We start from the raw sequence: 26,737 nt of genomic DNA on the forward strand, positions 1-26,737 counted from the left end.
CGTTCGTCACGCTCCGCGCCGCATCAGCGTCAGGACAGGTCAGGCCTTCGGGGACAGCCCGAGGGCAGCGGCCTCCTCCGCGGCGGCCTGCTCCAGCAGCCGGTCGCGGGTCTCGCGGCGCAACTTCTGCTCCGCCGGGTTCGGCACCGGCACGGCAGCCAGCAGTCGCTGGGTGTACAGCTCCTTCGGCTGGTGCAGGATCTGCTCACGCGGCCCGACCTCGACCAGGTCACCGTGGTTCAGCACCGCGATCCGGTTGGACAGGATCTCCACCACCGCGAGGTCGTGGCTGATGAACAGGCAGGCGAAGCCGTACTCGGACTGCAGTTGCTGGAACAGCTCCAGCACGCGCGCCTGCACCGACACGTCCAGCGCGGAGGTCGGCTCGTCGGCGATCAGCAGCTTGGGCGACAGAGCCAGAGCGCGGGCGATACCGACGCGCTGGCGCTGACCACCGGAGAGCTCGTGCGGGTAGCGGTTGCGCATCGCCCGGGGCAGGTGCACCTGGTCGAGCAGATCTTCGACCCGCTTGTTCAGCTCGGCGCCCTCGGCCACCTTGTGCAGCTTCAGCGGCTCGCCGATGGACTCACCGATCGGCATCCGCGGGTTCAGCGAGGAGCCCGGGTCCTGGAAGACGATCGACACGTCCTGCCGGACCGCGCGCAGGTCCTTCGCCTTCACCCCGGCCAGCTCGACACCGTTGATCTTGAGCGACCCGCCGGCGACTGGCAGTAGACCGACCGCCGCACGGCCGACCGTGGTCTTGCCGGAGCCCGACTCGCCCACCAGGCCGACAACCTCGCCCTTGCCGATGGTCAGGTCAATCCCGTTGATCGCCCGGAACGCCGGCACCCGACCACGGCCGGGGTACTCGATGATCAGGTCCTTGGCCTCAAGCGCGAACTCGGTGAACACCTTCGCGGCCGGTGCCGGCTCGCTGACGTGGGCGACGCCCTCCTCCACGGCCACCGGGTGCTCGCCGTGCAAACCCTGGGCGGCGTAGGTCTCCGAGCCCAGGTGCGGCACCGCGTCCAACAGCTGGCGGGTGTACGGGTGCTGGGGCCGGTTGAAGATCTCGTCCGAACTGCCGGACTCCACCACGCGACCGTTCTTCATCACCATGACGCGGTCGGAGAGGTCCGCGACCACACCCATGTCGTGGGTGATCAGCACGATGCCGGAGTCGATCCGGTTCCGCAGGTCGCGCATCAGCTTGAGGATCTCGGCCTGGACCGTCACGTCCAGTGCGGTGGTCGGCTCGTCGGCGATCAGCAGCTTGGGGTCGCAGGCCAGCGCCTGGGCGATCATCGCGCGCTGCCGCTGACCACCGGACAGCTGGTGCGGGTACTTGTCCACCGAACCCTCGGGGTCCGGGATGTCCACCAGCGACAGCAGTTCGATCGCCCGTGCCCGGGCCTGCTTCGGGGACATCTCAAAGTGCACCCGCAGCGTCTCGGCGATCTGGAAGCCGATGGTGTAGACCGGGTTCAGCGCGGTCATCGGCTCCTGGAAGATGACCGAGACGTCCTTGCCGCGCACCGAGGACAGTTGCTTGTGCGACAGGCCCAGCAGCTCCTTGCCACCCAGCTTGGCCGAGCCGGAGGCGCGACCGTTCGGCGGCAGCAGACCGATCAGCGACATCGAGGACTGGGTCTTGCCCGAGCCGGACTCACCCACGATGGCGAGCACCTCACCCGGGCGCACGTCGTAGTTGACGTCGATCGCAGCGGGGAACCACTCGCCGTCCACGAAGAACTCGACCGTCAGGTCGCGCACCTCCAGGATCGGGGCCTTGCCGGCCGGCTGCGCGGGGACGCCGGCAGCAGTGGTGTCAGTGGTCACGGTGGTGATCCTTCCGTGTGGCGCGGTGTCCGCCGATCTGGCGGGTTCCCTGCGACTCGGTGTCCGGCCGGTCTGCGACGATGACCGCATGACTGCGGCAGACAGCTCGGCTGAGGTGGTGGTGTTCCGACCGGTGTTCGGTCGGGTCCTGGCTGTGGTGGTGATCGTGCTCTGCCTGGGCGGAGCGATCACCGGGCTGGTGACGGATGCCGGGGCGACGCTGCGGTTCCTCCCGCTGCTCGCCCTGCTGGGCACCGCGATGTGGGCGGCCTACTGGCGTCCGGCGGTCATCGTGACCCCCGCCGCCGTGGAGCTGCGCAATGTCACCCGCACGGTGGAGATGCCCTGGCCGGCGATCCAGCGGATCGATACCCGCTTCGCGCTGACCCTGCACACCCCCTACGGGCAGTACGCCGCGTGGGCAGCTCCCGCCCCGGGCCGGGCCCAGGTCCGGATGGCCGGCCCCGCCGATGTGCGAGACCTGCCCTCCTCGACCTACGGCGCCGGTGGCACGGTGCAGGCCGGTGACCTGGCGTCGACCGGCTCCGGTCAGGCCGCCCTGCTGGTCCGCGCCCGCTGGGAGGCACTGCGCGACGCCGGTGTGCTGGACGACCCGCGGCTGGAACGTGAGCGCCCCCGCGTGCGTTGGCACACCGGCACGCTGGCCGCGATCGTGGTGCTGATCGCGGCCAGCGTGCTCGCGCTGGCGCTGTGACATCAGGGGCACCGGGTCAGGCCTTGGCCGCGGCCCGCTGCTCGGCGCGCTGCTTGCGCTTGTCCGCCTTGGCCAGCGCCCGGGCGGTGGGGATCCGGCGCTGACGCGGGTCGAAGGCGTCCCGCAGTCCGTCACCGATGAAGTTCACGCACAGCGCGATGATCACGATGAACAGACCGGGCCACCAGAACAGCCAGGGCCGAGTGGCGAAGGCGGTCTGGTACTCGTTGATCAGCTGACCCAGGGAGACCTCGGGGCTGTTGATACCGAAGCCCAGGTAGGACAGCGCCGTCTCCAGCAGGATCGCCGAGGCCATCAGCAGGGTGGCGTTGACGATGATCACGCCGACCGCATTCGGCAGCATGTGCTTGAACATGATCCGGAAGTCGCTGGCACCGGCCACCCGGGCCGCGTCGACGAACTCCCGCTCACGCAGCGCGAGGAACTGTCCGCGCACCAGTCGGGCCATGTTCATCCAGGACACCAGCGACAGCGCGATGGCCAGCGACCACGGGCTCGCACCGCCGACCAGCACACCCAGGATGGAGCCGACCATGATCACCGGGATGGTGATGAACATGTCGGTGAGCCGCATGAGCAGCCCGTCGAGCCAGCCGCGGAAGTACCCGGCCAGCGCGCCGACGATCACGCCGATCAGCGTGGACAGCAGACCGATGACGAACATGACGGTCAGCGACTGCTGCGTACCACGCATCACCATCGCGAAGCCGTCGTGGCCCACGTTGTCCTGACCGAAGGGGTGCGACCCGAAGACGAATCCGCCGTCCTTAAAGCCCATGGTGGGCGCGCCGCCGGAGTTCACGATGGCGTTGAGGTCGCGGTAGCCGTACTGCCACCAGCCGGGGATCGGGCCCCAGCCGATAGAAGTGGTCACCAGGATGATCACCAGCAGCAGCACGACGGTGGACACCATCGCGCCGCGGTGCCGCAGGAACCGGCGCAGGACGATGCGGCCCTGGGACAGGCCCTCGACCTCCTTGAGCTCGATCGCGTTCTCGACGTTCTCGGCCGGGGTCGTGGCGCCCTCAGTGGGCTCGATCGGGGGATTGATGCTCATGAGTTCACTCGAATCCGGGGGTCGAGGGCCGCGTAGATGAAGTCCACCGCGATGCTGGCGATGACCAGGAGCGTGCCGGTCACGAGGAAGTACCCCATGATCGGGTCCGGGTCACGCTCGTTCAGCGCCTTGATGAACATCGTGCCCATGCCGGGGATCGCGAACACGCGCTCGGTGATGATCGCGCCACCGAAGAGCGCCGCGATGTCGAGCGGGATGACCGTGGCCAGCGGGATCAGGGCGTTGCGGAACGCGTGCCGCATGGTGACAACCCGCTCCGGCAGGCCCTTGGCCCGCGCGGTGCGGATGTAGTCCTGGTTCATCACCTCGAGCAGGCTGGCCCGGGAGTACCGGGTGTAGCTGGCGAAGGAGATCAGGATCAGCGCGATCGTCGGCAGCAGCAGGTGCGTGTAGGTGTCCAGCGAGGTGACCCAGAAGTCACCGGTCAGACCCGGCGTCTGCGAGCCGATGGTGGCGATCGGACGCCCGTTGATCTGCGACGCGTTGGAGTAGGCCTCCCAGACATCCATCACCCGGTCGATGAAGATCAGCGCGCCCACACCGACACCGGTGATGATCGCGGCCCGGGCGGTCTGAGAGACCTCCCAGCCGCCGAAGAGCTTCGCGACCACGATGCCCACGATCACGACCGTGGCCACGAGCCCCAGCATGAGCAGCCAGGAGGCGTGCACGAAGGCGTACTGCAACGGGTAGTACAGCGCAGTACCGATGGCGACCATCACCAGGCTCGCATAGAGCACCCGGCGGTTCTGCACCCCGGCGGTCAGGGCGACCACCGCGAAGGCGATGCCGACACCGATCACCGCGACGCCGGCAACGCCGAAGCTGGGGTTGAGCAGCCAGTCGGTCTCACTGAGGAACAGCAGGAGGAGCGCGGTGGCCACGGTGGACGCCGCGAAGGAGATCCAGCGGGTCCGGGAGCTGCCACCGATGATCGACGACCAGATCACACCGGAGATCAGCGACACGATCACCATCACCAGCGGTGGGATGTGCGGGTCCGCGAGGAAGTCGTTGAAGCCGATGGCGCCCCAGAGCTTCAGCAGCACCGCGACCCAGAACGAGGGCAACGAGTACAGCACGAAGGACAGGAACGTCACGCTGTAGTCGAAGCGGGTGTACTGGCGCAGCGCGGAGACGATACCGACCAGCACGCCGAGGCCAACCGCGATCACGATCGAGAGCGCGACCAGCTGGACGGTGTTCGGCAGGGCGTTGCCGAGCATCGAGCTCACGGACTGCCCGGAGCGGAAGGCGACACCGAGGTCACCGGTGAACAGCGCGCCGAGCCACTTGAAGTAGCGGACCACCGGCGGGGTGTTCAGGTCGAGCTGGCGGACGCGCGCTTCGATCAGCGCTTCTTTATTCGGTGCCGTGCTCTGGCGCAGGTCCTCGAGCGGATCGAGCGCGTACGACAGGAGCATGTACACGATGAACGTCGCGCCCAGCAGCACGACGGCCGACGACAGGAGTCGACGGGCCAGGAAGATCAGGGTGGGCGCGCTGTTCCGGAACCAGGAGCTGCGCGCGGTGACCGGTGCGTCGGGCGCGGATGGCGCGCCGGAGGCACGGGTCGTCACAGAGGTGGCCATGGGGTCGTGGACCTTACGGGAAGGGGAGTACTCGCGGTCGGCGATTCTACGCGGCTCGTGGCCGACTGCGGTCACCGGTGGTGGAACGGGCCTCCCAGAGCGGGCAATTGAGCAGATCAGGCACAGCAGAGGGGGTACCGCGGCGGGTGCCGCGGTACCCCCGTGCCGTAGCGCTAGATCCGGGTCAGACCGTCACTCGGAGGCCGAGTCGGACGGAGCGCCCAGGGAGTCGTCCGCGCTGATCTCCCAGTCCCAGTAGTTCCAGAAGATCGTCGGGGACAGGGTGATGGTCGAGACGCCCTGCAGCACGTCGCGGTGCGCGACGACACCCGGGAACTGGAACAGGGTCACACCGAAGGCGTCCTCGTTCAGCAGGGTCTCCATCTGGGTGGCCAGCTCCACCTCCTTGGCCGGGTCGGTGTTCGGGCGGATCTGCGCCCAGAGAGCGTCCACCTCGGGGTTGGAGTAGCCGCTGTAGTTGTTCTGGCCACCGGTGAGGAAGTTGCCCTCGCCGTTCAGCACGAACGTATTGGTGGACTGCCAGCCGAAGAGCGCGGCGTCGTAGGAGCCGTTGCCCAGGATGGTGCCCCAGTTGTCGTCACCGTTGTCGATGACGTTGAAGCCGGCCTGCGCGGCCGAGGCAGCGATCAGCTGGTACTCGTTGGCGCGCCGCACGTTGGACTTGCCGTACAGGAAGCGCACGTCCACCGGAGTGGTCACGCCAGCCTGGGCGAGCAGGGCCTTGGCACCCTCGATGTCGACCTCGGCCCACGCGTCGGAGCCGTTGTTGGCGACGACCTCGTCGTAGTCCGGCGAACCCGGCACGTACAGCTGGGAGTCACGGGTGGTGGCGTCCTCCTGCAGCGGAGTGATCAGCTTCTCGATGATCTCCTGCCGCGGGATGGTCTTGAGGAACGCCTCGCGGACCAGACGGGCCTTCTCGGCGTCGCCGCCGTAGGTCGCCGGGTCGAACGGACCACCGTTGTCGAAGGTCAGGTCGACGTGCTCGTAGGTGCCCTCGGGGGCGGTGGTGTAGGAGACACCGTCGATGGTGTCCAGGGTGGACAGCACGTCCACGGAGGACTGCGGCTGGATCAGGTCCACCTCACCGTTCTGGAGCGCGGTGACCGAGGCCAGCGGGTCCTCCGAGTAACGGACGGTGATCGAGTCGACCTTGGGCTGCGGGCCCCAGTCGCCGAAGTTCTCGTTGCGGACCAGGGTCAGGTACTGGCCCTCGACGTACTCGCTGAGGATGTACGGCCCGTAGGAGAGGTACTGGAGCGGGTTGTCCGGCATCGAGGTGAAGTTGAACCCGTTGGTCCAGGTGTCGGCGATCTTCGCCAGCGCCTCGGTGTCGTTGTTCTCGAACGCGTCCTCGATGGCCTGCTTGCCCTCGGTCGGGTCGTCAATGCCCAGGGCCAGGCTCGCGACGGCGTGCGCGGCGACCGGCGCCGGCTGGTTCATCGACACCTCCCAGTCGGAGCGCGGCTCGTCGTAGACGAACGTGACCGAGCGGCCGTCGTCACCGATCTCCGGGAACTGGGAGATGGAGGTCATTGCCTGCGAGGAAGCGTCGAAGTAGACCTCGCCCTCGCCGACCACGGCGTTGCCGTCCGCGTCCGTCTGCACCTCGTCACCGGCGACGGTGTCGAAGTTGTCGTTCTGAGTGCCCCAGAACAGGATCATGTCAGCGGCGTCGACGGGGGTGCCGTCCGACCACTCCACACCCTCGTTGACCGTGTACTTGACGGTGAACGGGTCCTCGGTGACGACCTCGTAGGTGCCGAAGTCCTCGTTCTTCGCGAGGTTCAGGTCACCGTCGTAGTAGTTAAAGAACGAGGTGGTCAGGTAGATGATGTTGGCGTTCGCCGTGGCGTTGCCGTTCGCCGTCAGGTTGTTGGTGGAGCGGAACGGCTCGTTCCAGCCCACGTTGACCGACGTGGTCTCGTTGATCTCGGAGCCAGTCTCGGGGCCCGAGCACGCGGTGAGCACCAGGGCACCCGCTGCGACGGCCGCCAGAGCAGCTCCAGTTCGCCTGATCTTCAATGTTCCTCCTGAAAAGGTGGCGCCCGGTGTCGTGCCGGCACCCGAACCAGAGGGCGCTCGGCGGACGCACGGTCCCGCCATGGATGGGGACACGCTAGTGAGCCGAGGTGGGACAAATCGGACACTGTCCCGGGTCAGAGGTGATCGTTACCGGATTGATACTGAGCAGTAGTGTCCAGCATTCGAGACGACACCGGGTGGAAACATGCCGGAAACACGCACAAGGGCCACCGCTCCCGTCTCGCCAGTCGGTCAAAGTCCGGAACCGGCCAGCGCGGACATCACCGGGTGTGTTATGGGTGCCGCAGCTGGGTGCTCGGCGTGTGGTCCAGCACCGGCAACGCGGTCGCGCAGAGGGACGCCGCAACGATCAGCCACCCGACGGCGCGCAGGCCCGTACCGAACGGCGCGTCCCCGAAGGTGGACCGCTCGTCAGATCACGGCCAGTCCAGACTCGACGCTCACTCTCCGAGAGCGAGCCGACTGCTTCTACGATGTCCGTCGTCAGCGTCACGGAGCGAGAGGGGCACCATGAACGCCAAGCGCGACGACGAGGTCGAGGGCTTCACCGCTGAGGAGAAGGCCGCCATGAAGGAGCGCGCCGCCGAGGTGCGCAAGAGCAAGCGCTCCGGAGCCTCCGGCGATCCCGCCCAGGAGGTGCTCGACAAGATCGCCGAGATGCCCGACGAGGACCGGGTCGTCGCCGAGAAGATCCACGCCCTGGTCGTTCAGCACGCCCCGAGCCTGACCCACCGCACCTGGTACGGCATGCCCGCCTACGCCAAGGACGGCAAGGTGCTGCTGTTCTTCCAGCCCGCCAGCAAGTTCAAGGCGCGCTACTCGACCTTGGGCTTCAACGACATCGCCGCGTTGGACGACGGCACCATGTGGCCCAACTCCTACGCCATCACCACGCTGACCCCCGACGACGAGCAGCGGATCGCCGAGCTGATCGTCCGGGCCGTCGGCTGATGGGCACCGCCCTCGTCGTCATCGACGCCCAGGTGGACGTGCTCGACGACTGCGTCCAGGTGGAGCCCACGCTCGACGCCATCCGCACTCTGCTGACCGGCGCGCGCTCCGCAGGTGTGCCCGTGGTGTGGGTGCAGCACGCCGACTCCCACCTGGTCGCTGGTTCAGACGGGTGGCAGATCCACCCGGCGCTCGACCCGCTGCCCGGTGAGGCAATCGTGGCCAAGGCCTACCGGGACTCCTTCGCCGACACTGAGCTGCGGGATGCACTCGGCGACGCCGACCACCTGGTGCTCTGCGGGGCGCAGACCGACTACTGCGTGCGGACCACCGCCCAACGCGCCGCGGCGGACGGGTACGGGCTGACCTGGGTCACCGATGCGCACACCACGACGGATGCGCGGACCACCGACGGGGTGGTGCGTGCGCAGGACGTGATCGCGCAGCACAACCACTACTTCGCGGGGCTGCGGTACCCGGGGCAGACGGTGCGGGCGGTGGCGGCGGACCAACTGGCCTGGTCACGGATCTGATCTGCGGGGCAGGGCCGCTAGATTGCGGACATGACTGAGAGCGCTCCTGTTCCCGGCTGGTACCCCTCCGACAACCAGCTCCGCTGGTGGGATGGTCACCAGTGGACCGAACACACCCAGCCGATGCCCGCGCAGAACGTGCCCACACCGGCAGCCGGTCCTGCAGCGGACGTTCCCGCAGGCACGATCTGGCACGCGGTGGGCAAGCCACTGACCGGCATCGGCGCCGGTCGGTACCGGCTGACCGAGCAGTACCTGTTCTTCGAGAAGGGCACGCTGCGCACCACCGCCGAGCAGATTCCGGTCGAGAGCATCGTGGACGTGGATGTCGACCAGTCGATCTCCCAGAAGGCACGAGGCATCGGCACCCTGACCGTGCACTACCAGCTGGGTGGCGGGCGCGGCACCAGCTCCGTCGAGCTGGAAGACATTCCGGACTTCCGCGACGGGGTACAGGCGATCAACGACGCGGCGCACACCCGCCGAGAGCAGCTGCAAGCCCGGGCCAACACGCAGACGCTGCGCTACCAGGGCGGCGGATACCCGGCCCCGGCGGCACCGACGGTTCCCTCGGCACCCGCGGCTCCCTCGGCACCGACGCCCTCTGCCAGCGACGAGATCTTCGCGCAGCTGGAGCGCCTCGGACAGTTGCGCGATGCGGGCGTGCTCTCCGGCGAGGAGTTCGACGCCAAGAAGGCCGAACTCCTCCGCCGCCTCTGACAGCTCGGGGTGTGGGCCTCGGCCCACACCCCGCCGGGCCGGCATCTGCTCCGCGCAGAGACGACGGGGCAAGCGGGCTCAATTCTGTATTGCTGATTCCAGAATGAGCTAGAGTCGCCCCCCATGGGACGACCACGAGGCTTCGACGAAACCGCAGTCCTGGACGCGGCCGCCGGACAGTTCCGTGTGCACGGCTTCGAGAGGACCTCGACTGAACAGCTGTGTGAGGCTGCGGGCGTGCGGCGCAGCAGCCTCTACAACACCTTCGATTCCAAGGACGAGCTGTTCATCCGCGCCCTTGAGCACTACATCACCTCGGTGCGCGCGCAACAGGCCGCCATCCTGGAAGACACTGAGCTCTCGGGGGCCGATCGACTCCGCAGCCTGATCGACGCCGTCATTCGCGAGGAAGAAGACGCTGCCGAGCGCGGTCACGCTGCCGGATGCATGGTCGTGCACAGCTTCATGAACCCGGATCTTCGCGAGCGAGACGAGCGGATCCAAGCCATGCTCGACCACGACCTGCGCCAGCGCACCGACCTCCTCGTCGCCGCCATCCGCGCCGGTCAGGCCGACGGCTCGCTCTCCGGTGCGGTGAGCCCCCTCGACGCTGCACTGCTCGCCAACACCGTCATCTCCGGGCTCCGAGTGACCGCGCAGTCCGGGTGCACCCCCGAGACCCTCCGGCGCATCGCCCTCACCGGGCTGCACGCCCTTCTGCACTGAGCGTCACCAGTCCGGCCCCCCGGGGGCACTTCACTCTGACTTCGTTATGGATTTTCCAGTACAGAAGGGTTCACCTCATGACCACATCGACCCCCGCAGTGACGAAGCCTCCAGCGGTGCCCTGGGCCGTCCACGTGATCGCCGTCGGCATCTTCGCGATGACCACCAGCGAGTTCGCCGTCGCCGGCCTCATGCCCCAGCTCGCCGTGGCCCTGGGTGTCAGCGTCGAGCAGATCGGCTACCTCGTCACCGTGTTCGCGGTCGCGATGACTGTCGGCGGGCCTGCGTTGACGATTCTCCTCCTGCGTCTGCCACCCAAGCGGGCTCTGATGGTCATCTTCGGAATCTTCCTGGTCGGCAACCTTCTCGCAGCGGTGTCGACGTCCTACGCAGCCATGATGGTCGCCCGAGTGATCAGCGGCGTCGCAGCCCAGGCATTCTTCGGTATCGGGATCTCGCTGAGCGCGCGCACCGTCGAGGAGAGCATGCGTGGCCGTGCCAGCGGAGTCGCGATGAACGGTCTGATGCTCGGCACTCTGCTCGGTCTGCCACTGGCCACCTTCGTAGGCGGGCAGCTCGGATGGCGCGCCGCCTTCTGGGTCATCTCGGTGATCACCGTCCTCGCGGCGCTCCTGACGCTCGCGTTCGTGCGTAACCCCGACAGTGCTGGCACAGAGGAGGCCGCCACACTGTCCATGCGTGACGAGCTTGCTGTGCTGCGCCACCCGCAGTTTCTCCTGGCGTTGGCCTCCAGCACGCTCATCATCGGAGCGACCTTTTCAGCCTTCAGCTTCTTCACGCCGGTCCTCACCGAGATCACCGGCTTCTCGACCACCCTCGTCCCGGTCCTGCTGCTCGCCTACGGGGCGGCCACCGTGGTGGGCAACATGGTCGTCGCTCGGCTGGCTGACCGATTCACCATCTCAACACTGCTGACGGGCACGGCCTTGAACGCAGTCTTCCTGGCAGGCTTCGCGCTGTTCACCGACGTTCCGCCGCTCGCACTGGTGTTCATGCTCGGCATCGGCCTGGTCGGGGTGACGATGAACCCGGCCATGGTCGTCAGGGCGCAGCGCGCAGGGTCCACCACGCCACTGGTGAACACCATCCACACCTCGTTCATCACCCTCGGAGTCATCCTTGGCTCCGCTGTCGGCTCCGCCCTCATCCCTGGGTTCGGCTTACGGGCACCCATCGTGCTCGGAGTCGTCCTGGCGGTGCTGGCCCTCGGCACCATCCTGCCCGCGCTGGCCAACCCCTCCCTGCGCGGTGGGCACAAGCAAGCCGCGGCCACCATCGCCGTGCAGCAGGAGCCGGTCATCGCAGCAACCAACGAGCTCTCAGAGGAGACCAACACCAGCCGCCAGCCGGCCCGCAACTAGACGTTGAAGCGGAACTCCACCACGTCCCCGTCCACCATCACGTAGTCCTTGCCCTCCACCCGGGCCTTCCCCGCAGCACGGGCAGCCGCGACGGACCCCGTCTCGACCAGGTCGTCGAAGGAGATGACCTCGGCCTTGATGAACCCCTTCTGGAAGTCGGTGTGGATCACACCGGCTGCCTGCGGGGCGGTCCAGCCCTGGTGGATGGTCCAGGCGCGGGACTCCTTGGGACCGGCGGTGAGGTAGGTCTGCAGGCCGAGGGTGTGGAAGCCGACCCGAGCCAGCTGGTCCAGACCGGACTCCTCCTGGCCGTTCTCGGCGAGCATCTCGCGGGCCTCGTCCTCGTCCAGCTCGACCAGCTCGGACTCGAACTTGGCATCCAAGAAGATCGCGTCGGCGGGGGCGACCAGGGCGCGCAGCTCGTCCTGCATGGCGGTGTCGGCGAGACCGGCGTCGTCGGTGTTGAAGACATAGATGAACGGCTTGGCGGTCATCAGCTGCAGGTGCGAGACATCGGCCAGGTCCAACCCGGCGGCCTTAGCACCGGAGAACAGGGTGGTGCCGGTCTCGAGGATCTTCTGCGCAGCCTGGGCGTTGGCGAGGTCGGCCGGGTCCGCCTTCTTGCCGCGGACCTCCTTCTCCAACCGCGGGATGGCCTTCTCCAGGGTCTGGAGGTCGGCGAGGACCAGCTCGGTGGCGATGGTCTCGATGTCGTCCTTGGGGTCGACCTTGCCGTTGACGTGCACGACATCTGGGTCGGCGAAGGCACGGGTCACCTGGCAGATGGCGTCGGCCTCACGGATGTTGGCCAGGAACTGGTTGCCCAGCCCCTCCCCCTCGGAGGCCCCCTTGACGATGCCCGCGATATCCACAAAGGACACGGTGGCGGGCAGGATCTTCTGGCTGCCGAAGATCTCCGCCAGCTTGTTCAGCCGGGGGTCGGGCAGCGGGACCACGCCGACATTGGGCTCGATGGTGGCGAACGGGTAGTTCGCCGCGAGCACCTGCGCGCGGGTCAGGGCGTTGAAGAGGGTGGACTTGCCGACGTTGGGCAGTCCGACGATGCCGATGGTGAGTGCCACGGGAGGTCATCCTACGGGGGCCGGGTGTCGGTGGTGGCTGGCAGGGTGCGGGTCATGACGACGTCACTGGTGTTCGCGCTGGCCGGAGCGTTGCTGGCGGGCGCCCTGGTCGGGTGGTTCGCGGCGCAGGGCCGGACGGCGGCGCGGCTGCGTCGAGCGGAGGTGGAGGCGGCGCGCTGGCGTGCAGTGGCCGAGACCGCGCGCCCGGACGACGGGGAGCGGTTCCGGGCGTTGGCGGCGGATGCGCTGTCACAGAGCTCGGAACAGTTCTTGGCGCTGGCACATCAGTCGTTGGCGGCCCGACACCAGGAGCAGAGCGGGGAGCTGGCGCAACGCGAGCACGCAGTGCGGTCGATGGTGGACCCAATGGCGCGGACGCTGGACGCGGTGCGGGCTGAGCTGCGGGCGGCCGAGCAGGCCCGGGCCGAGGGCAATGCAGCGATCAACGAGCAGGTCCGGCTGATGCGGATCGAGGCGACCGAGCTGCGCGAGCAGACCACCCGACTGGCGACCTCGCTGCGCGCCTCGCAGGTGCGGGGGCGCTGGGGTGAGGTGCAGTTGCGCCGGGTGGTGGAGGCCGCCGGGATGCTGCCGCATGTCGACTTCGTGGAGCAGGAGCAGGTCCGGACCGACGACGGCGCGCTCCGGCCTGACCTGGTGGTGCACTTGGCCGGGGGCAAGCGGATCGTGGTGGACGCGAAGGTGGCGTTCCTCGGGTTCTTGGAGGCGGTGGAGGCCACCGAACCGGCCGAGCGGGATCGACGGATGGCGGCGCATGCGACCCAGCTGCGGCGGCACATCGACCAGTTAGCGGCCAAGCGGTACTGGGACCAGTTCGGGCCCGCACCGGAGTTCGTAGTGATGTTCGTGCCCGCCGAGGCGTTCCTGCACGCGGCGCTCGACCAGGACCCGGCCATCGTGGAACGCGCCTTCGAGCAGGGGGTGGTAATTGCGACGCCGATGACCCTGCTCGCGTTGCTGCGGACAGTGGCCTACGCCTGGAAGCAGGATGCACTGGCGGACAACGCTCAGGCAGTACTGGACCTGGGCAAGGAGCTGCACGGACGGATCGCCACGTTCGGCGGGCATCTGGGCAAGGTCGGACGCAGCCTGGACGCGGCGGCCACCGCGTACAACCAGGCGGTGGCGTCCTTGGAGTCCCGGGTGCTGGTCAGTGCCCGGCGGTTCAGCGACCTGCACGTGGTCGATCAAGGGCTGGACAGCCCGCCGAGCGTGGACCGTCGACTGTCGGTGGTCTCCGCGCCGGAGTTGGTCGCCGGTGAGCAGATCGGCGACCTGGGCTGGAACGGGACGGCGGACCGCTAGCCTCAGCGGTCATGGGTCTGTTCCGCCGTCGCACCGTCGAGCTCCAGCCGCAGCAACCGTTCACCTTTGAGGTGACGGATGTGTTCACGATCACCGGCATGGGGCCGGTGCTGACCGGGCGAGTGCTCGACGGGGTGATGACCAAGGGTCAGGCCGCGGAGCTGCACCTGCCGAACGGACCGCGGACGGTCACCGTGAAGCGGATCGAGTCCCGACGGCGCAAGCAGGAGCAGGTGCTGGCGGGCGCCGAGGCAGGCGTCGCACTGGACGGCCTGAGCGCGGCCGACATCCCGACCGCACCGGGCGGCGACTATCGCGTCATCGACTCGGCCGGGCTGCGCGGGGTCCAGCTGATCGGTCGCTGAGCTGGGGCGCGGCTGATCGGGCCCGAGGCCCGCAACCGGCCCGGGGGCTGACCCTGGTGCGTCAGGTCGGTGCCGCGTGCCATCGGCCTGATGCCGCCGGGTACCGCCTGTCATTGCCTGGTGATGTCGGCGCATCGTGGCAGGGTGTGCGGGTGTCCTCCCCGACCGACGCACCCGCTCCGCTGCCCGCACGCGCCCTTGATACGACCGCCGAGCACCCGTGGCCGGTGCGATTGCTGTCCGCCAAGATCGCGGACTACGTCGCCAAGATGTCGCCGCTGTGGGTCGAGGGGCAGATCGTCCAGTTGAACCGTCGTCCGGGTGCGGGGATCGCGTTCCTCACCCTGCGCGACACCGACGTCGACATGTCGTTGCCGGTGTCGATGCCCGCCGGGGTGCTGGCCGCCGCGACCACTCCGCTGGAGGAGGGCGCGCATGTGGTGGTGCACGCCAAGCCGACGTTCTGGACCAAGCGCGGCACGCTGCAGCTCAGCGCGGACGCGGTGCGCGCGGTGGGTGTCGGCGAGCTGCTGGCGCGGATCGAGCACCTGAAGAAGGTGCTGGCCGCGGAGGGGATCTTTGACGCGGACCGCAAGGTGCCGCTGCCGTTTCTGCCCCGGGTGATCGGGCTGGTGTGCGGGCGGGAGTCCAAGGCTGAGCACGACGTCGTCGTGAACGCCCGGGCACGGTGGCCGCAGGTGGAGTTCGAGATCCGCGAGGTGGCGGTGCAGGGGGCGAACGCCGTGCCGCAGGTGTCCAAGGCCATCGCGGAGCTGGACGCCGACCCCCGGGTCGAGGTGATCGTCGTGGCCCGTGGCGGTGGCGCGGTGGAGGATCTGCTGCCGTTCAGCAATGAGGCAATGGTGCGGGCGGCCGCCGCCTGCCGGACACCCCTGGTCTCGGCGATCGGCCATGAGACGGACAGCCCCCTGCTGGACCTTGTCGCCGACTACCGCGCGTCCACCCCCACCGACGCGGCCAAGCGGATCGTGCCGGATGTCAACGAGGAGCGCGCCCGCGTCACCCAGGCCCGCAACCGGATTCGGTCGGCGGTGGAGCACCGGCTGCGCCGGGAATCCGAGGGGCTGGCACAGCTGCGGTCCCGTCCGGTGCTGGCGCGGCCGCAGTCGATGATCGACGACCGCACCGCCGAGCTGCACCGGATGCGCGACTCCGCGCGGCGCTGCCTCGACCACGCATTGACCAGCGCCTCGCACCAGATCACCGCGCTGGGCGCGCAGGTCCGGGCGCTGTCCCCCGCTGCGACGTTGGAGCGTGGGTACGCGGTGGTGCAGACCTCGGACGGCTCGGTGGTGCGGGAGGCGACGGCGGTATCCGCGAAGGACAGTCTGCGGATCCGGGTCGCCCAGGGTGAGCTGATGGCGACCGTGCTGGCGGTGGCCCCGGCGAAGCGGACATCCGCCACGTCGAAGGCCGCCGGGTCTCCGGCCGCAGCCACGAAGGCCACGAAGGCCACGACCGATGTCACAACGCCGGAACAGCGGCCCGAGACGCCGGGGATTGGTTAGATGGGCACCGTGAGCGAGCAGACCGACGTGGCAGAGCTGTCCTACGAGCAAGCCCGGGACGAGCTGGTCGCCGTGGTCTCCCGGTTGGAGGCCGGTGGTGCCGGGCTCGAGGAGTCGCTGGCGCTGTGGGAACGCGGAGAGGCACTGGCTGCCCGCTGCCAGCAGTGGTTGGACGGCGCCCGCAAGCGACTGGACGCGGCACGTGAGGCCGACGGCGGCGGACCGGAACGGTCGGGGCCGGCCGACGACTGACGGTCGCCCCCATCCGCTCGACCCCGGTACGCACCCGCGCACCGGGTTCCCTTCCGGCAATGACGCTGATGCGGAGAACCCCATGACCGACACCGCCCTGATCATCGGCGAAGCACTCGTCGACGCCGTCGTCCCCCCGGACGGCGACCGCTCCGAACATCCCGGCGGCAGCCCCGCCAATGTGGCCCTCGGCCTAGCCCGACTGGGTCGGGATGCGGCGCTGCTGACCTGGCTGGCCGACGACCCACACGGCGACCTGGTGCGCGCTCACCTGACCGACTCCGGGGTCCGGGTGCTGGCCGGGGACGGCGGACCGGAACGCACCCCCGTGGCCACCGCGCACCTGGATGCGGACGGGTCCGCGAGCTATGACTTCGATCTGACCTGGGATCTGCCAGCCGTCGATGTAGGGCAGCCCGTCGTGGTGCACACCGGTTCCATCGGCGCAGTGCTGGAGCCCGGCGGCGCGAAGGTGGCCGAGCTGCTCGCCGCGCACCGGGACACCGCGACCATCACCTACGACCCGAACCTGCGCCCCGCGCTGATGCGCCCCGCGGTGGAGACCCTGCCGCTGGTGGAGCACCTGATCGGGCTCGCCGACGTGGTCAAGGTGTCCGACGAGGACCTGGCCTGGCTACATCCCGGCGTCCCCACCGAGGAGATCGCCCGAGACTGGGCGTCGCGTGGACCCGCACTGGTGGTGGTGACGCTCGGTGGCTCCGGTGCGCTGGCGGTGACCGCGGGCGGCGAGGAGCTGGCGGTGACCGCACCTCAGGTGCAGGTGGCCGACACCGTGGGTGCTGGCGACTCCTTCATGTCCGGGCTGATCGACGGGCTGTGGTCCGCCGGACTGATCGGGGCGGGCCGGCGCACGGCACTGCGCGCGATCACTCTGGATGCGGTGCAAGACGTGCTGGTCCGCTGCGTACGGATCGCCGCGATCACGGTCTCCCGGAGCGGTGCGAACCCGCCCACCGCAGCCGAGCTGGGCAGCTGACCCCAGGACCGTGCCATCCACGCCACCGGAGGGGTCCCGATCACCCGGTCGGTGGTGGGACTATAGGCCCATGTCGCAGCTGACCCCCACCCAGGCCTGGACCGCCCTCCGCGAGGGCAACGACCGATTCGTCCGTGGCGAGATGGCGCACCCCTCGCAAGGGATCGACCGTCGCGCGGAGGTCGTCAGCTCCCAGCACCCGTTCGCGGTGCTCTTCGGCTGCTCGGACTCCCGGGTGGCGTCGGAGATCATCTTCGACCAAGGGCTCGGCGACCTGTTCGTGGTCCGGACCGCGGGGCACGTGCTGGACACCACAGTGATCGGCTCCATCGAGTACGGGGTGGAGGTGCTGGGCGCGCCGCTGGTGGTGGTGCTCGGCCACGAGTCCTGCGGCGCGGTCGCCGCCGCCACCAAGGCACTGACCACCGGCGAGCAGGCCCGCGGATTCGTCCGGGCCGTGGTGGACCGGGTGATCCCGTCCATCGTCTCCCTGGCGCACGATCCGAAGGGCGGCACGACCGACCTGACCCAGGTGTCCGCCGCGGAGCTCGGCAGCGAGCACGTCCGACACACCGTGGACATGCTGCGCGGCTACTCGGTCTCGCTGGCGGAGGCCATCGACGAGGGCCGGGTGGCCGTGGTCGGCGTGGAGTACGCGCTCAGCGACGGGGTGGCACGGCTGACCTCCGCCATCGGCGAGGTGGGCGAGGAGCCAGAGCGCTGATCGGATGGCAAGATGACCGGCCATGAGCACCCGCGCCGATGACGCCGCCGGACAGTTCCGGATCGAACACGACACGATGGGTGAGGTCCGTGTTCCGGCCGACGCCCTGTACCGCGCCCAGACCCAGCGCGCGGTGGAGAACTTCCCGATCTCCGGGACCGGGCTGGAGCGCGGGCACATTGCCGCACTCGCCCGGGTGAAGAAGGCTGCTGCCCGCGCCAACGCCGAGCTGGGCATTCTGGACGCCGCGGTCGCCGACGCGATTGTGGCCGCCGCAGACGAGGTCGCCGCCGGACAGCACGACGCGCACTTCCCGGTGGATGTGTTCCAGACCGGGTCGGGCACCAGCTCCAACATGAACATGAACGAGGTGCTGGCGACACTGGCAGGCCGGGCGCTGGGTGCCGAGGTGCATCCCAATGACCAGGTCAACGCCTCCCAGTCCTCCAACGACGTCTTCCCGACCTCGGTGCACGTGGCCGCCACCGCCGCTCTGGTGGACGACGTGGTGCCCGCGCTGGATCACCTGGCGTCCTCGCTGGAGCGGCTGGCCGCGCAGCATGCCGACGATGTGAAGGCCGGTCGCACCCACCTGATGGATGCCACCCCGGTGACCTTCGGGCAGGTGTTCGGCGGCTATGCGGCTGCGGTGCGCTACGGGATCGAGCGCGTGCAGGCGGCACTCCCCCGGGTGGCCGAGGTGCCGCTGGGCGGCACGGCGGTCGGCACCGGGATCAACACCCCGGCCGGGTTCCCCCAGCGGGTGATCGAGCTGCTGGCGCAGGACACCGGGCTGCCGCTGACCGAGGCGCGGGACCACTTTGAGGCGCAGGGTGCCCGGGACGGGCTGGTGGAGCTCTCCGGGGCGCTGCGCACGGTGGCGGTCAGTCTGACCAAGATCTGCAACGACCTGCGCTGGATGGGCTCCGGCCCGAACACCGGCCTGGCCGAGATTCGGATCCCTGACCTCCAGCCGGGATCGTCAATCATGCCGGGCAAGGTGAACCCGGTCATCTGCGAGGCGGTGCTGATGGTCTGTGCCCGCGTGGTCGGCAATGACGCCACTGTGGGCTGGGCCGGTGCGAGCGGAACCTTCGAGCTCAATGTGCAGATCCCGGTGATGGGGCAGGCACTGCTCGAGTCCGAGCGCCTGATCGCCAACGCGGCCCGGGTGCTGGCGGACAAGACTGTCGACGGCATCGAAGTGGATGTCGAGCGGGGGGCGGCCTACGCCGGGTCATCGCCCTCCATCGTCACGCCGCTGAACCGGGTGATCGGGTACGAGGCGGCGGCAAAGATCGCCAAGCACGCGGTGAAGCAGCAGATCACCGTGCGGGAGGCGGTGATCGACCTCGGCTACGTCGAGCGGGGCGAGGTCAGCATCGAGCAGCTGGACCAGGCCCTCGATCTGCTCAGCATGACCGGCCCCGCCCGGCGGTCAGCGCGCTAGCACAACCTCCTGGCCAGGCGGCGGGCTCGCCGGCCACCCGCGCTGGGTGACCATCAATGAAAGGTCACCGGATCACCGTCGCCGGCTCGGGGGTGCTCGCCGGCCGCCACCATCGAGAAGGTCAGCGCGAAGGTGACCTCCTCGCCGTCGACCAGCACCCAGTAGGCCCAGTTGATCGGCTGACAAGCGGCGAGTTCGTCCGGGTCGAGGACCGCGAAGGCGGTCATCCCGTCCGGGTACGCCATCTCACCCCAGTGCCAGCCGAAGGCGCGGATGAACTGCTCTCCGAGGAGCGCGCCGACGGCGACGACGTCATCGGGGTCGATCTGCGCACCCGCATCCCGGGATGCCAGCGCCCAGCCGTTCAGTGCGCGCACGATCTCCTCGGCGTCATCCGAGACCGTCACGCCGCACAGCGACGCCCCACGCTCGGCCATCGTCGCCACCTGGGCGAGCAGTTCCTCGGACATCGCCGTCACGTTCACCATGGCCACACCGTAGGCGGGGCGGGGCGGCTCAGGCGTGCCGGTCGACCCGAATGAGTACCCGGGACAGCAAACTTGCGAGCTGCGCCGCCTCCGCCGGGTCCAGGTCCTCGATCGCCTCCCGCTCGACAGCGGTGCGCAGCGGGATCAGCCGGTCCACCGTGGCACGCCCCTCCTCGGTGAGCGACAGCAGCACCCCCCGGCGGTCCCGGTCCGGCACCGCCCGGTGGATCAGCCCGGCCCGTTCCAGGGCGTCCCCGCGTTTGGTGATCGCCGCGCCGGAGGCCTGGGTGACCGTCGACACCTCGCTCGCCCGCATTGGCCGGTCCGCGCGGCGCAGGGCGCTGAGCAGGTCGAGTTCGGCGCGAGTGAGGCCGGAGCCGGTCAGAGCCTCGTCGAGGTGGGTCGTCATCAGGGAGGCGATCCGGGAGATCCGGGCGACCACGGCAGCTGGAGCGGTGTCGATCTCCGGCAAGGTCCGAGCCCATTCGGCGCGCATCCGGTCCACGTAGTCCACATCGGGCAGCCTACCGGCGGTTTCTTTACCAGTGAAACACCAGGGTAGGATCACCCCTCGTGCCCCACCGCCTCACCCTGCTCCGCGACCTGACCCACCCCGACCAGTTCCGCGCCGCCATGCGACCGAACCGCGCCTCGGGCACCCTCGGTGGCGCGCTGCGCTGTGGGATCACGGTGACGATCGCCTTCCTGGTGGTGGCCGCCGCGGGACACTCCGAGCTGGCCGGCTTCGCCTCCCTCGGCGCATTGGCCTCGCTGTACGGCCGAGACGAGGTCTACCCGTGGCGCTGGCGACTGATGGCGCTGGCAGGTGGCTCCCTGACGGCCTCGGTGGCGGTGTGCGCCGGACTGTCCGCGATGGAGGCACCGACGGTGGTGCTCCTGATCGCCATTGGGGTGATCGCCTCCCTGGCCACCGCGGCCTGCGCGCTGCTGCGCAGCGGCCCGCCCGGGGGGACGATCATCATCTTTGCCGCGGGCGCCGGCATGTCACCGGTGACCGGGGATGCCGCCACCGTGGTGGGTGAGCGCACGCTGGTGACGCTGGTCGGCGCGGTCATCGCCGTGCTGGTGTGCAACGCGGGCGTGGTCTGGCAGCTGGCCCGGCGACTGCCACTCGGTTCGGCCCCGCGAATCCGGGATCTGGTCCGCCCGGATGCCGCCGTGCGGTCCTCCGCTCTGATCGTGCTCGGTGCCTCGCTCGCTGCGGGTGCGGTGGCGACGCTGGCGGGCTGGGGTCATCCGGCCTGGGCGGCGATGGGGGCCACCGCGGTGCTGCACGGGCGCGATGTGCACCACATGGGCCAGCGCGCGATCCAACGTGCGTTGGGCACCGTGGGCGGAGCGGCCATCGCCGTCCCGCTACTCGCCGCGCACCTACCGTTCTGGGCGGTGGCCACGCTGGTGGTGGTGCTCCAGACCGTGACCGAGGTGATCGTCGCCCGGCACTACGGACTGGCGATGCTGACCATCACCCCGATGGCCCTGTTGATGACCTCCATCGGCGGCAGCGCGGACCCGGTGGGCATGGCGGTCGACCGGGGCCTGGACACCCTGGTCGGCGCTCTGATCGGGGTGCTGGCCGCCGTGATCGCGGCACGACCCGGTGCACCCGCCACCGAGGCAGGCGAACCCGCCTCCGAACAGGGCCGCTCGGCCTCCGAGGCGGAGGTCGTCGTCATCCAGGCCGTGCCTGAGGACGACGACCCCGCGTCGCTCAGAGCTCCAGCCCCTCCAGCATCTCGGTGACCAGCGCCGCCACCGGCGACCGTTCGGAGCGGGTGAGCGTGACGTGCCCGAACAGCGGGTGCCCCTTGAGCGTCTCGACCACCGCGGCGACCCCGTCATGCCGCCCGACCCGCAGGTTGTCGCGCTGCGCGACGTCGTGGGTGAGCACCACCCGGGAGCTCTGCCCGATCCGAGAGAGCACCGTGAGCAGCACGTTGCGCTCCAACGACTGCGCCTCATCGACGATCACGAAGGCGTCATGCAGCGAGCGCCCCCGGATGTGGGTCAGCGGCAGCACCTCCAGGATGTCCCGGTCCATCACCTCCTCGACCACCTCACGGCTGACCAGCGCGCCGAGGGTGTCGAAGACCGCCTGGGCCCACGGATTCATCTTCTCCGCCTCGGAACCGGGCAGATAGCCGAGCTCCTGGCCGCCGACGGCATACAGCGGGCGGAAGACCATCACCTTGCGGTGCTGCCGACGTTCCAGTACCGCCTCCAACCCGGCGCACAGCGCCAACGCCGACTTGCCGGTCCCGGCCCGGCCGCCCAGGGAGACGATGCCGACCTCCTGGTCGAGCAGCAGGTCGATGGCCACCCGCTGTTCCGCGGAGCGGCCGTGCAGCCCGAAGACGTCCTGGTCGCCGCGCACCAGCTGGATCTGCTTGTCGGCAGTGACTCGGCCCAGGGCGGACCCGCGCGGGCTGTGCAACACCGAGCCGGTGTGACAGAGCAGGTCCGCCGGGGCGGGCCGGTCATCCCGGTCGTCGGGGTCGACGTCCAGCAGCGGCAGCGACTCGTGCTCCCACAGATCGGCCATCTGCTGCTCGCTGAGCGTGAGCTCGTCCATCCCGGTCCAGCCGGACTCCGCGGCCAACTCGTGTCGGTACTCCTCAGCCCGCAACCCGATGGCCGACGCCTTGATCCGCATCGGCAGATCCTTCGACACCACCGTGACGTCCCGGCCCTCCTTCGCCAGATTCGCCGCCACCGCCAGGATGCGAGAGTCGTTGTCGCCCAGGCGGAAGCCCGCGGGCAGCGCTTCCGGGTCGGTGTGGTTCAACTCCACCCAGAGGGTTCCGCCCTGGTCACCGATCGGGATCGGCGCATCCAGTCCGCCGTGTTCGAGTCGCAGCTCGTCCAGCATGCGCAGCGCCGCCCGAGCGAAGAAGCCCAACTCGGCGTGATGCCGTTTGCCCTCCAACTCGGTGATCACCACCAGCGGGAGCACCACGTCATGTTCGGCGAAGCGGCGCACCGCCCGTGGGTCGGAGAGCAGAACCGATGTGTCCAGGACGTGGGTCCGGGTTCCCGAAGAGCTGACCACGGCTGACTCCCTCCGGCGCTCGCGACCAGCGCCGCTTCCGGGGGACGGCTGGTGCCATCCGTTGCGCCGGACGCTAATCCCGCCCACCGACGCTCCCGCGCACGCGCCCGGGTGTGTCGCCAGTCACATCGAGAAGTTCACACGGATGTCACTTGCCGCGTCGGCGGTCGCGGGCGGCGTAGTCGCGCATCGCCCGCAGGAAGTCCACCCGCCGGAAGTCCGGCCAGTAGGCCTCGCAGAAGTAGAACTCGGTGTGCACGCTCTGCCAGAGCATGAACCCGCCCAACCGCTGCTCACCGGAGGTGCGGATCACCAGATCCGGGTCCGGCTGACCCTTGGTGTAGAGGTGATCGGCGATGTGCTCCACATCGAAGCTGGCGGCGATCTCCTCCAGTGTGGCCCCCTCCGCCGCCCGCTCCCGCAGGAAGGAGCGCACCGCGTCGGCGATCTCCCGCCGCCCGCCGTAGCCGATGGCGACATTCACGTGCAGACCGGTGATGTCCGCGGTCGCTGCCTCGGCGTCGCGCAGCACCTGCGCAGTGTGCTCCGGGAGCAGGTCCAGGGAGCCGACCGCCTGCAACCGCCAACGCCGGGTCGCCGCCAGCTCGCGCACCGCATCCTCAATGATCCCGAGCAGCGGGGTCAGTTCCTCCGGGTCTCGGCTGAGGTTGTCCGTGGACAGCATCCACAGCGTGACAACCTCGACGCCGACCTCCTCGCTCCAGGCGAGCACATCGGCGATCCGGTCCGCGCCACGGCGGTGCCCGGTGGCGGTGGACTCCCCCAGCTCCCGCGCCCAGCGCCGGTTCCCGTCCAGGATCACCCCGATGTGCCGCGGCAGGCGCTCCCGGGGCAGCGAGGTGGCCAGACGCCGTTCGTACAGCCCGTACAGCGGATGGGGCAGGCGCACAGCAGGGGCTCCTCGGCGAGGTCGGGTCGGACGGGGATCACCGTACCGGGAGCGAGGGCGACGAACCGGTCCTCGAGCCGGGTGCCGACGGGGAGGATTCGTGCAGGAGAGGTCGAACCTACGGGTGCGTAGGTTAGGCTCGTTCGGTCGCATTCCCGCACCATTCACCGGAGGACAGCCGTGAAGGTCGCCGAGACCGCCGAGCAGGTCGCCGCCGCCGTCAAACCACGTCTGCGCGGCTGGATCCACGCCGGGATGTTCCCGCTGGTGACCGCCGCCTCCATCGTGTTGGTGGTCCTGGCACCAGGGACGGCCCGAACCTGGGCATCCGCGGTCTTCGGCCTAGCCGCGATGATGCTCTTCGGCACCAGCGCGGTCTACCACCGGGGCACCTGGTCGCCGCGGGTGGCCGCGGTGCTGCGCCGACTCGACCACACCAACATCTTCCTGGTGATCGCCGGGACCTACACCCCCCTGGCGGTGGCGCTGCTGCCGACCTCCACCGCCCGCACGTTGCTGCTCATCGTGTGGGCGGGGGCGCTGGGCGGGCTGCTGGCCCGGGTGTTCTGGTTGAACGCGCCGCGCTGGGTCTACGTGCCGATCTACATCGCGCTCGGCTGGGTGGCGGTCTGGTTCCTGCCGACCTTCTGGCGTGCGCCCAACGGTGGTCCGGCGGTGGTGTGGCTGGTGGTCGCGGGTGGGCTGGCCTACACGGTCGGCGCGGTGGTCTATGGGCTGAAGAAGCCCAATCCGAGCCCGCGGTGGTTCGGCTTTCACGAGATCTTCCACTCGCTCACCGTGGTGGGCATCACCTGCCACTTCATCGCGGTGACGATGGCAGTTCTGGGCTGAGTAAGCGTCAGGCGGGAACGACCCGATAGCGCCGGTTCGCCAACGACGGATTGCCCGCCCGGACCTCCGCCAGCCGACCCGGGTCCAGGTCCACGGTGCGCAGCTCCGGTTGGTCGGACAGCTCCAACCCGACCTCGCCGTCCGGTCCGACGACCAGCGACCGACCAGTGGTACCCGGTCCGGCCTGCCCAACAGCGGCCACCACGACGGTGTTCTCGATCGCTCGGGCCATCGCGAGTGTGCGCCAGTGCATCGCCTTCAACGGGCCCGCGGCCCAGGCAGCCGGCACCACCAGCACCTCAGCGCCCGCATCCACCACCCGTCGCGCCGACTCCGGGAAGCGCAGGTCGTAGCAGGTGATGACCCCCACGCGCATTCCGGCGATGTCTACCACCAGCGGCTCGGCATCCACCGGGCCCGGCAGCAGGCGGTCGGACTCCCGATGCCCGAAGGCGTCGTACAGGTGCACCTTGCGGTAGACCCCGGCCAGTGCGCCGTCACCGGTGACCGCGACGACGGCGTTCACCCCGTGGGTGTCGTCACCGGGCAGCACGGTGCCCGCGATCACGGCGACACCGGTGCGGGCGGCCTGTTCACGCAGCAGGGAGACGAAGGGGCCTTCCAGCGGTTCGGCATGCTCCGGCCCGGTGCCGCGCGGGTCGAAGCCGGCGGCGTACTCGGGCAGCACCAGCAGGTCCGCGTGCAGGTGCGCCGCGGAGTCGATCGCCCGGCGCACGGTCTCCCGGTTGGCGGCATGGTCGTCGCTGACCCGCAGTTGTCCGACGGTCAGCCGCACGGTCGGGCGAACCGGGGCGTCGGTCATCGCCGCCCGGACTCCGGGTCCTGCCCCGTGCCCTGCTCGACACCGGAGTCCTGGGCCGCCTCCTGCGCCTCGAGCTGCTGCCCGCGACGCTCCACCCTGCGCAGCTTGCGCACCAATGAGTACGCCAACAGCATCACCGCGAGCGCCGCGGCGAAGGTCACCAGGAAGCCCAGCAGCCCCGGCGAGGTCTGATCCTCCGGGGGAATCTCCAACGTGCTCGGACTGGGGCTCGGCGAGGCCTCCGCCCAGACCTGGAGCAGGGCGCCGTGCAGGGCCGCGGCGCTCATCCGCGCAGCCCGGCGAACAGGTCGTCCTCGGGCAGGGTGGTCGGCACCCGGGACTCGGCGAGCTCGTACTCGTCCCAGGGCCAGATCTCACGCTCCAGATCCCGGGGAATGCCGAAGAAGAAGCCGTCCGGGTCGATCTGGGTGGCGTGCGCCCGCAGCGCCGCATCCCGCTGCTCGAAGAAGTCGGCCACCGGCACCAGCGTCGTGACCTCGCGCTCCGGCATCTCCTTGGCGGCGCGGGAGGCCACCCACTCACCGAAGGGCGACTCCAGACCACGGGCCAGCATCGCCTCGTGCACGGTGCGCAAGCGCTTCATCGAGAAGCCGTGGTTGTAGTACAGCTTGGACGGGGTCCACGGCTCACCACGGTCGCGGTAACGCTCCGGGTCACCCGCCGCATGGAAGGCCTCGAAGGCCACCCGGTGGGTCATGATGTGGTCCGGATGCGGGTAGCCACCGGTCGGGTCGTAGGTGGTCATCACATGCGGGCGGAACTCCCGGACCGCCTGCACCAGCGGGGCCGAGGCCTCCTCCAGCGGCAGCAGCCCGAAGCAGCCCTCCGGCAGCGGCGGCAGCGGGTCACCCTCCGGAAGCCCGGAGTCCACGAAGCCCAACCACTGCTGGCGCACACCCAGTGCAGCGGCGGCGTTGGCCATCTCCACCCGGCGGATCTCCCCCATCTGCTCCGGGGTGCCGTCGAAGGGCGGGTACTGCGGGTTGAGGATGTCGCCCCGCTCGCCGCCGGTGCAGGTGACGATGAGGACGTCGACCCCCTCCGCGGCGTAGCGGGCGGTGGTCGCGGCACCCTTGCTCGACTCGTCGTCGGGGTGGGCGTGAACCGCCATCAGGCGGAGCTGCTCGGTCACGTTCCGTGGCTTCCTTCTGGTCGCGTCGTCGGGTCCGGACCCGACAGGGGACAATGATCGCTCATCCGTCCGACAGCACCGAACCGAAT

27 protein-coding genes are annotated in these 26,737 nt (G+C 69.5%); 15 read left to right on the plus strand and 12 right to left on the minus strand.

Features of this window, described 5'->3' with window-relative positions:
• Positions 1 to 39: 39 nt before the first annotated feature.
• A complete protein-coding gene (locus AB0N78_RS08675; protein WP_363388520.1) occupies positions 40 to 1,842 on the minus strand; it encodes an ABC transporter ATP-binding protein in 1,803 nt (600 codons plus the stop codon).
• Positions 1,843 to 1,930: 88 nt separating this feature from the next.
• Here AB0N78_RS08675 and AB0N78_RS08680 point away from each other — a divergent pair, with 88 nt between their 5' ends.
• A complete protein-coding gene (locus tag AB0N78_RS08680; RefSeq protein ID WP_363388523.1) occupies positions 1,931 to 2,557 on the plus strand; it encodes a PH domain-containing protein in 627 nt (208 codons plus the stop codon).
• Between the two features lie 16 nt (positions 2,558 to 2,573).
• On the opposite strand, the gene AB0N78_RS08685 is transcribed toward AB0N78_RS08680, so the two are convergent.
• From AB0N78_RS08685 to AB0N78_RS08695, 3 genes are all read right to left on the minus strand, one after another.
• Complete coding sequence (locus AB0N78_RS08685; protein WP_363388526.1) at positions 2,574 to 3,635, minus strand: ABC transporter permease; 1,062 nt, start codon at positions 3,633 to 3,635, stop codon at positions 2,574 to 2,576.
• The gene (locus AB0N78_RS08690) at positions 3,632 to 5,248 is read right to left on the minus strand and encodes an ABC transporter permease subunit (RefSeq protein WP_363388529.1); all 1,617 of its coding nucleotides are present in this window, start codon (positions 5,246 to 5,248) and stop codon (positions 3,632 to 3,634) included. The genes AB0N78_RS08685 and AB0N78_RS08690 overlap by 4 nt, the downstream gene beginning before the upstream one ends.
• A gap of 192 nt (positions 5,249 to 5,440) precedes the next feature.
• Complete coding sequence (locus tag AB0N78_RS08695; RefSeq protein WP_363388532.1) at positions 5,441 to 7,294, minus strand: ABC transporter family substrate-binding protein; 1,854 nt, start codon at positions 7,292 to 7,294, stop codon at positions 5,441 to 5,443.
• A 531-nt stretch (positions 7,295 to 7,825) separates the two neighbouring features.
• On the opposite strand from AB0N78_RS08695, the gene AB0N78_RS08700 reads away from it, so the two are divergent.
• The 5 genes from AB0N78_RS08700 (at position 7,826) to AB0N78_RS08720 (ending at position 11,627) form a co-directional block, all read left to right on the plus strand.
• Complete coding sequence (locus tag AB0N78_RS08700) at positions 7,826 to 8,266, plus strand: DUF1801 domain-containing protein (RefSeq protein WP_363388535.1); 441 nt, start codon at positions 7,826 to 7,828, stop codon at positions 8,264 to 8,266.
• Positions 8,266 to 8,799 (plus strand): isochorismatase family protein, encoded by a 534-nt coding sequence (locus AB0N78_RS08705; RefSeq protein WP_363388538.1) that lies wholly within the window; start codon positions 8,266 to 8,268, stop codon positions 8,797 to 8,799. Before AB0N78_RS08700 ends, AB0N78_RS08705 begins: the two co-directional genes overlap by 1 nt.
• Before the next feature lie 30 nt (positions 8,800 to 8,829).
• A complete protein-coding gene (locus tag AB0N78_RS08710) occupies positions 8,830 to 9,519 on the plus strand; it encodes a DUF2510 domain-containing protein (protein WP_363388541.1) in 690 nt (229 codons plus the stop codon).
• A gap of 123 nt (positions 9,520 to 9,642) precedes the next feature.
• Positions 9,643 to 10,245: a TetR/AcrR family transcriptional regulator gene (locus tag AB0N78_RS08715; protein ID WP_363388544.1), complete on the plus strand. Its 603-nt coding sequence runs from the start codon at positions 9,643 to 9,645 to the stop codon at positions 10,243 to 10,245.
• A gap of 134 nt (positions 10,246 to 10,379) precedes the next feature.
• Positions 10,380 to 11,627, plus strand: a complete 1,248-nt coding sequence (locus AB0N78_RS08720; protein ID WP_363388547.1) for an MFS transporter — start codon at positions 10,380 to 10,382, stop codon at positions 11,625 to 11,627.
• Here AB0N78_RS08720 and ychF read toward each other — a convergent pair.
• Positions 11,624 to 12,709, minus strand: coding sequence for a redox-regulated ATPase YchF (gene ychF / locus AB0N78_RS08725; protein WP_363388550.1), 1,086 nt, complete (start codon positions 12,707 to 12,709; stop codon positions 11,624 to 11,626). The two genes, AB0N78_RS08720 and ychF, sit on opposite strands and share 4 nt — an antisense overlap.
• 54 nt (positions 12,710 to 12,763) lie before the next feature.
• On the opposite strand from ychF, the gene AB0N78_RS08730 reads away from it, so the two are divergent.
• From AB0N78_RS08730 to AB0N78_RS08760, 7 genes are all read left to right on the plus strand, one after another.
• Positions 12,764 to 14,035: a DNA recombination protein RmuC gene (locus AB0N78_RS08730; protein WP_363388553.1), complete on the plus strand. Its 1,272-nt coding sequence runs from the start codon at positions 12,764 to 12,766 to the stop codon at positions 14,033 to 14,035.
• An 11-nt stretch (positions 14,036 to 14,046) separates the two neighbouring features.
• A complete protein-coding gene (locus tag AB0N78_RS08735; RefSeq protein WP_363388556.1) occupies positions 14,047 to 14,400 on the plus strand; it encodes a hypothetical protein in 354 nt (117 codons plus the stop codon).
• Between the two features lie 152 nt (positions 14,401 to 14,552).
• Positions 14,553 to 15,929 carry an exodeoxyribonuclease VII large subunit gene (gene xseA / locus AB0N78_RS08740; RefSeq protein WP_363388559.1) on the plus strand — a complete coding sequence of 459 codons (1,377 nt, stop codon included), beginning with the start codon at positions 14,553 to 14,555 and terminating at the stop codon, positions 15,927 to 15,929.
• A gap of 9 nt (positions 15,930 to 15,938) precedes the next feature.
• Entirely contained in the window at positions 15,939 to 16,181 is a 243-nt protein-coding gene (locus tag AB0N78_RS08745) for an exodeoxyribonuclease VII small subunit (protein ID WP_363388562.1), read from the plus strand.
• Between the two features lie 82 nt (positions 16,182 to 16,263).
• Positions 16,264 to 17,178 carry a carbohydrate kinase gene (locus AB0N78_RS08750; protein ID WP_363388565.1) on the plus strand — a complete coding sequence of 305 codons (915 nt, stop codon included), beginning with the start codon at positions 16,264 to 16,266 and terminating at the stop codon, positions 17,176 to 17,178.
• A 70-nt stretch (positions 17,179 to 17,248) separates the two neighbouring features.
• Complete coding sequence (locus AB0N78_RS08755) at positions 17,249 to 17,902, plus strand: carbonic anhydrase (protein WP_363388568.1); 654 nt, start codon at positions 17,249 to 17,251, stop codon at positions 17,900 to 17,902.
• 22 nt (positions 17,903 to 17,924) lie between these two features.
• Positions 17,925 to 19,352: a class II fumarate hydratase gene (locus AB0N78_RS08760; RefSeq protein WP_363388570.1), complete on the plus strand. Its 1,428-nt coding sequence runs from the start codon at positions 17,925 to 17,927 to the stop codon at positions 19,350 to 19,352.
• Between the two features lie 53 nt (positions 19,353 to 19,405).
• Here AB0N78_RS08760 and AB0N78_RS08765 read toward each other — a convergent pair whose 3' ends face one another.
• Both AB0N78_RS08765 and AB0N78_RS08770 read right to left on the minus strand, forming a co-directional pair.
• Positions 19,406 to 19,840 carry a hypothetical protein gene (locus AB0N78_RS08765; RefSeq protein WP_363388572.1) on the minus strand — a complete coding sequence of 145 codons (435 nt, stop codon included), beginning with the start codon at positions 19,838 to 19,840 and terminating at the stop codon, positions 19,406 to 19,408.
• A gap of 28 nt (positions 19,841 to 19,868) precedes the next feature.
• On the minus strand, positions 19,869 to 20,354 hold the full coding sequence (locus AB0N78_RS08770) for a MarR family transcriptional regulator (RefSeq protein WP_363388574.1): 486 nt from the start codon (positions 20,352 to 20,354) through the stop codon (positions 19,869 to 19,871).
• Positions 20,355 to 20,413: 59 nt separating this feature from the next.
• Here AB0N78_RS08770 and AB0N78_RS08775 point away from each other — a divergent pair, with 59 nt between their 5' ends.
• On the plus strand, positions 20,414 to 21,604 hold the full coding sequence (locus AB0N78_RS08775; RefSeq protein WP_363388577.1) for an FUSC family protein: 1,191 nt from the start codon (positions 20,414 to 20,416) through the stop codon (positions 21,602 to 21,604).
• On the opposite strand, the gene AB0N78_RS08780 is transcribed toward AB0N78_RS08775, so the two are convergent.
• On the minus strand, positions 21,573 to 22,910 hold the full coding sequence (locus tag AB0N78_RS08780) for a PhoH family protein (protein WP_363388579.1): 1,338 nt from the start codon (positions 22,908 to 22,910) through the stop codon (positions 21,573 to 21,575). The two genes, AB0N78_RS08775 and AB0N78_RS08780, sit on opposite strands and share 32 nt — an antisense overlap.
• A 148-nt stretch (positions 22,911 to 23,058) precedes the next feature.
• Positions 23,059 to 23,820, minus strand: coding sequence for an isoprenyl transferase (locus AB0N78_RS08785; RefSeq protein ID WP_363388582.1), 762 nt, complete (start codon positions 23,818 to 23,820; stop codon positions 23,059 to 23,061).
• A 180-nt stretch (positions 23,821 to 24,000) separates the two neighbouring features.
• On the opposite strand from AB0N78_RS08785, the gene AB0N78_RS08790 reads away from it, so the two are divergent.
• Positions 24,001 to 24,672, plus strand: coding sequence for a hemolysin III family protein (locus tag AB0N78_RS08790; RefSeq protein WP_363388585.1), 672 nt, complete (start codon positions 24,001 to 24,003; stop codon positions 24,670 to 24,672).
• 7 nt (positions 24,673 to 24,679) lie between these two features.
• On the opposite strand, the gene AB0N78_RS08795 is transcribed toward AB0N78_RS08790, so the two are convergent.
• The 3 genes from AB0N78_RS08795 to mca are packed head-to-tail and all read right to left on the minus strand — an operon-like array spanning position 24,680 to position 26,627.
• On the minus strand, positions 24,680 to 25,495 hold the full coding sequence (locus tag AB0N78_RS08795; protein WP_363388588.1) for a carbon-nitrogen hydrolase family protein: 816 nt from the start codon (positions 25,493 to 25,495) through the stop codon (positions 24,680 to 24,682).
• Positions 25,492 to 25,782, minus strand: a complete 291-nt coding sequence (locus tag AB0N78_RS08800; RefSeq protein ID WP_363388591.1) for a hypothetical protein — start codon at positions 25,780 to 25,782, stop codon at positions 25,492 to 25,494. The genes AB0N78_RS08795 and AB0N78_RS08800 overlap by 4 nt, the downstream gene beginning before the upstream one ends.
• Entirely contained in the window at positions 25,779 to 26,627 is an 849-nt protein-coding gene (gene mca, locus AB0N78_RS08805; protein ID WP_363389872.1) for a mycothiol conjugate amidase Mca, read from the minus strand. Before mca ends, AB0N78_RS08800 begins: the two co-directional genes overlap by 4 nt.
• Between the last annotated feature and the right edge of the window lie 110 nt (positions 26,628 to 26,737).

Origin of the sequence: Cellulomonas sp. NPDC089187, from assembly GCF_040685135.1 — a bacterium.
Lineage (GTDB): Bacteria > Actinomycetota > Actinomycetes > Actinomycetales > Cellulomonadaceae > Cellulomonas.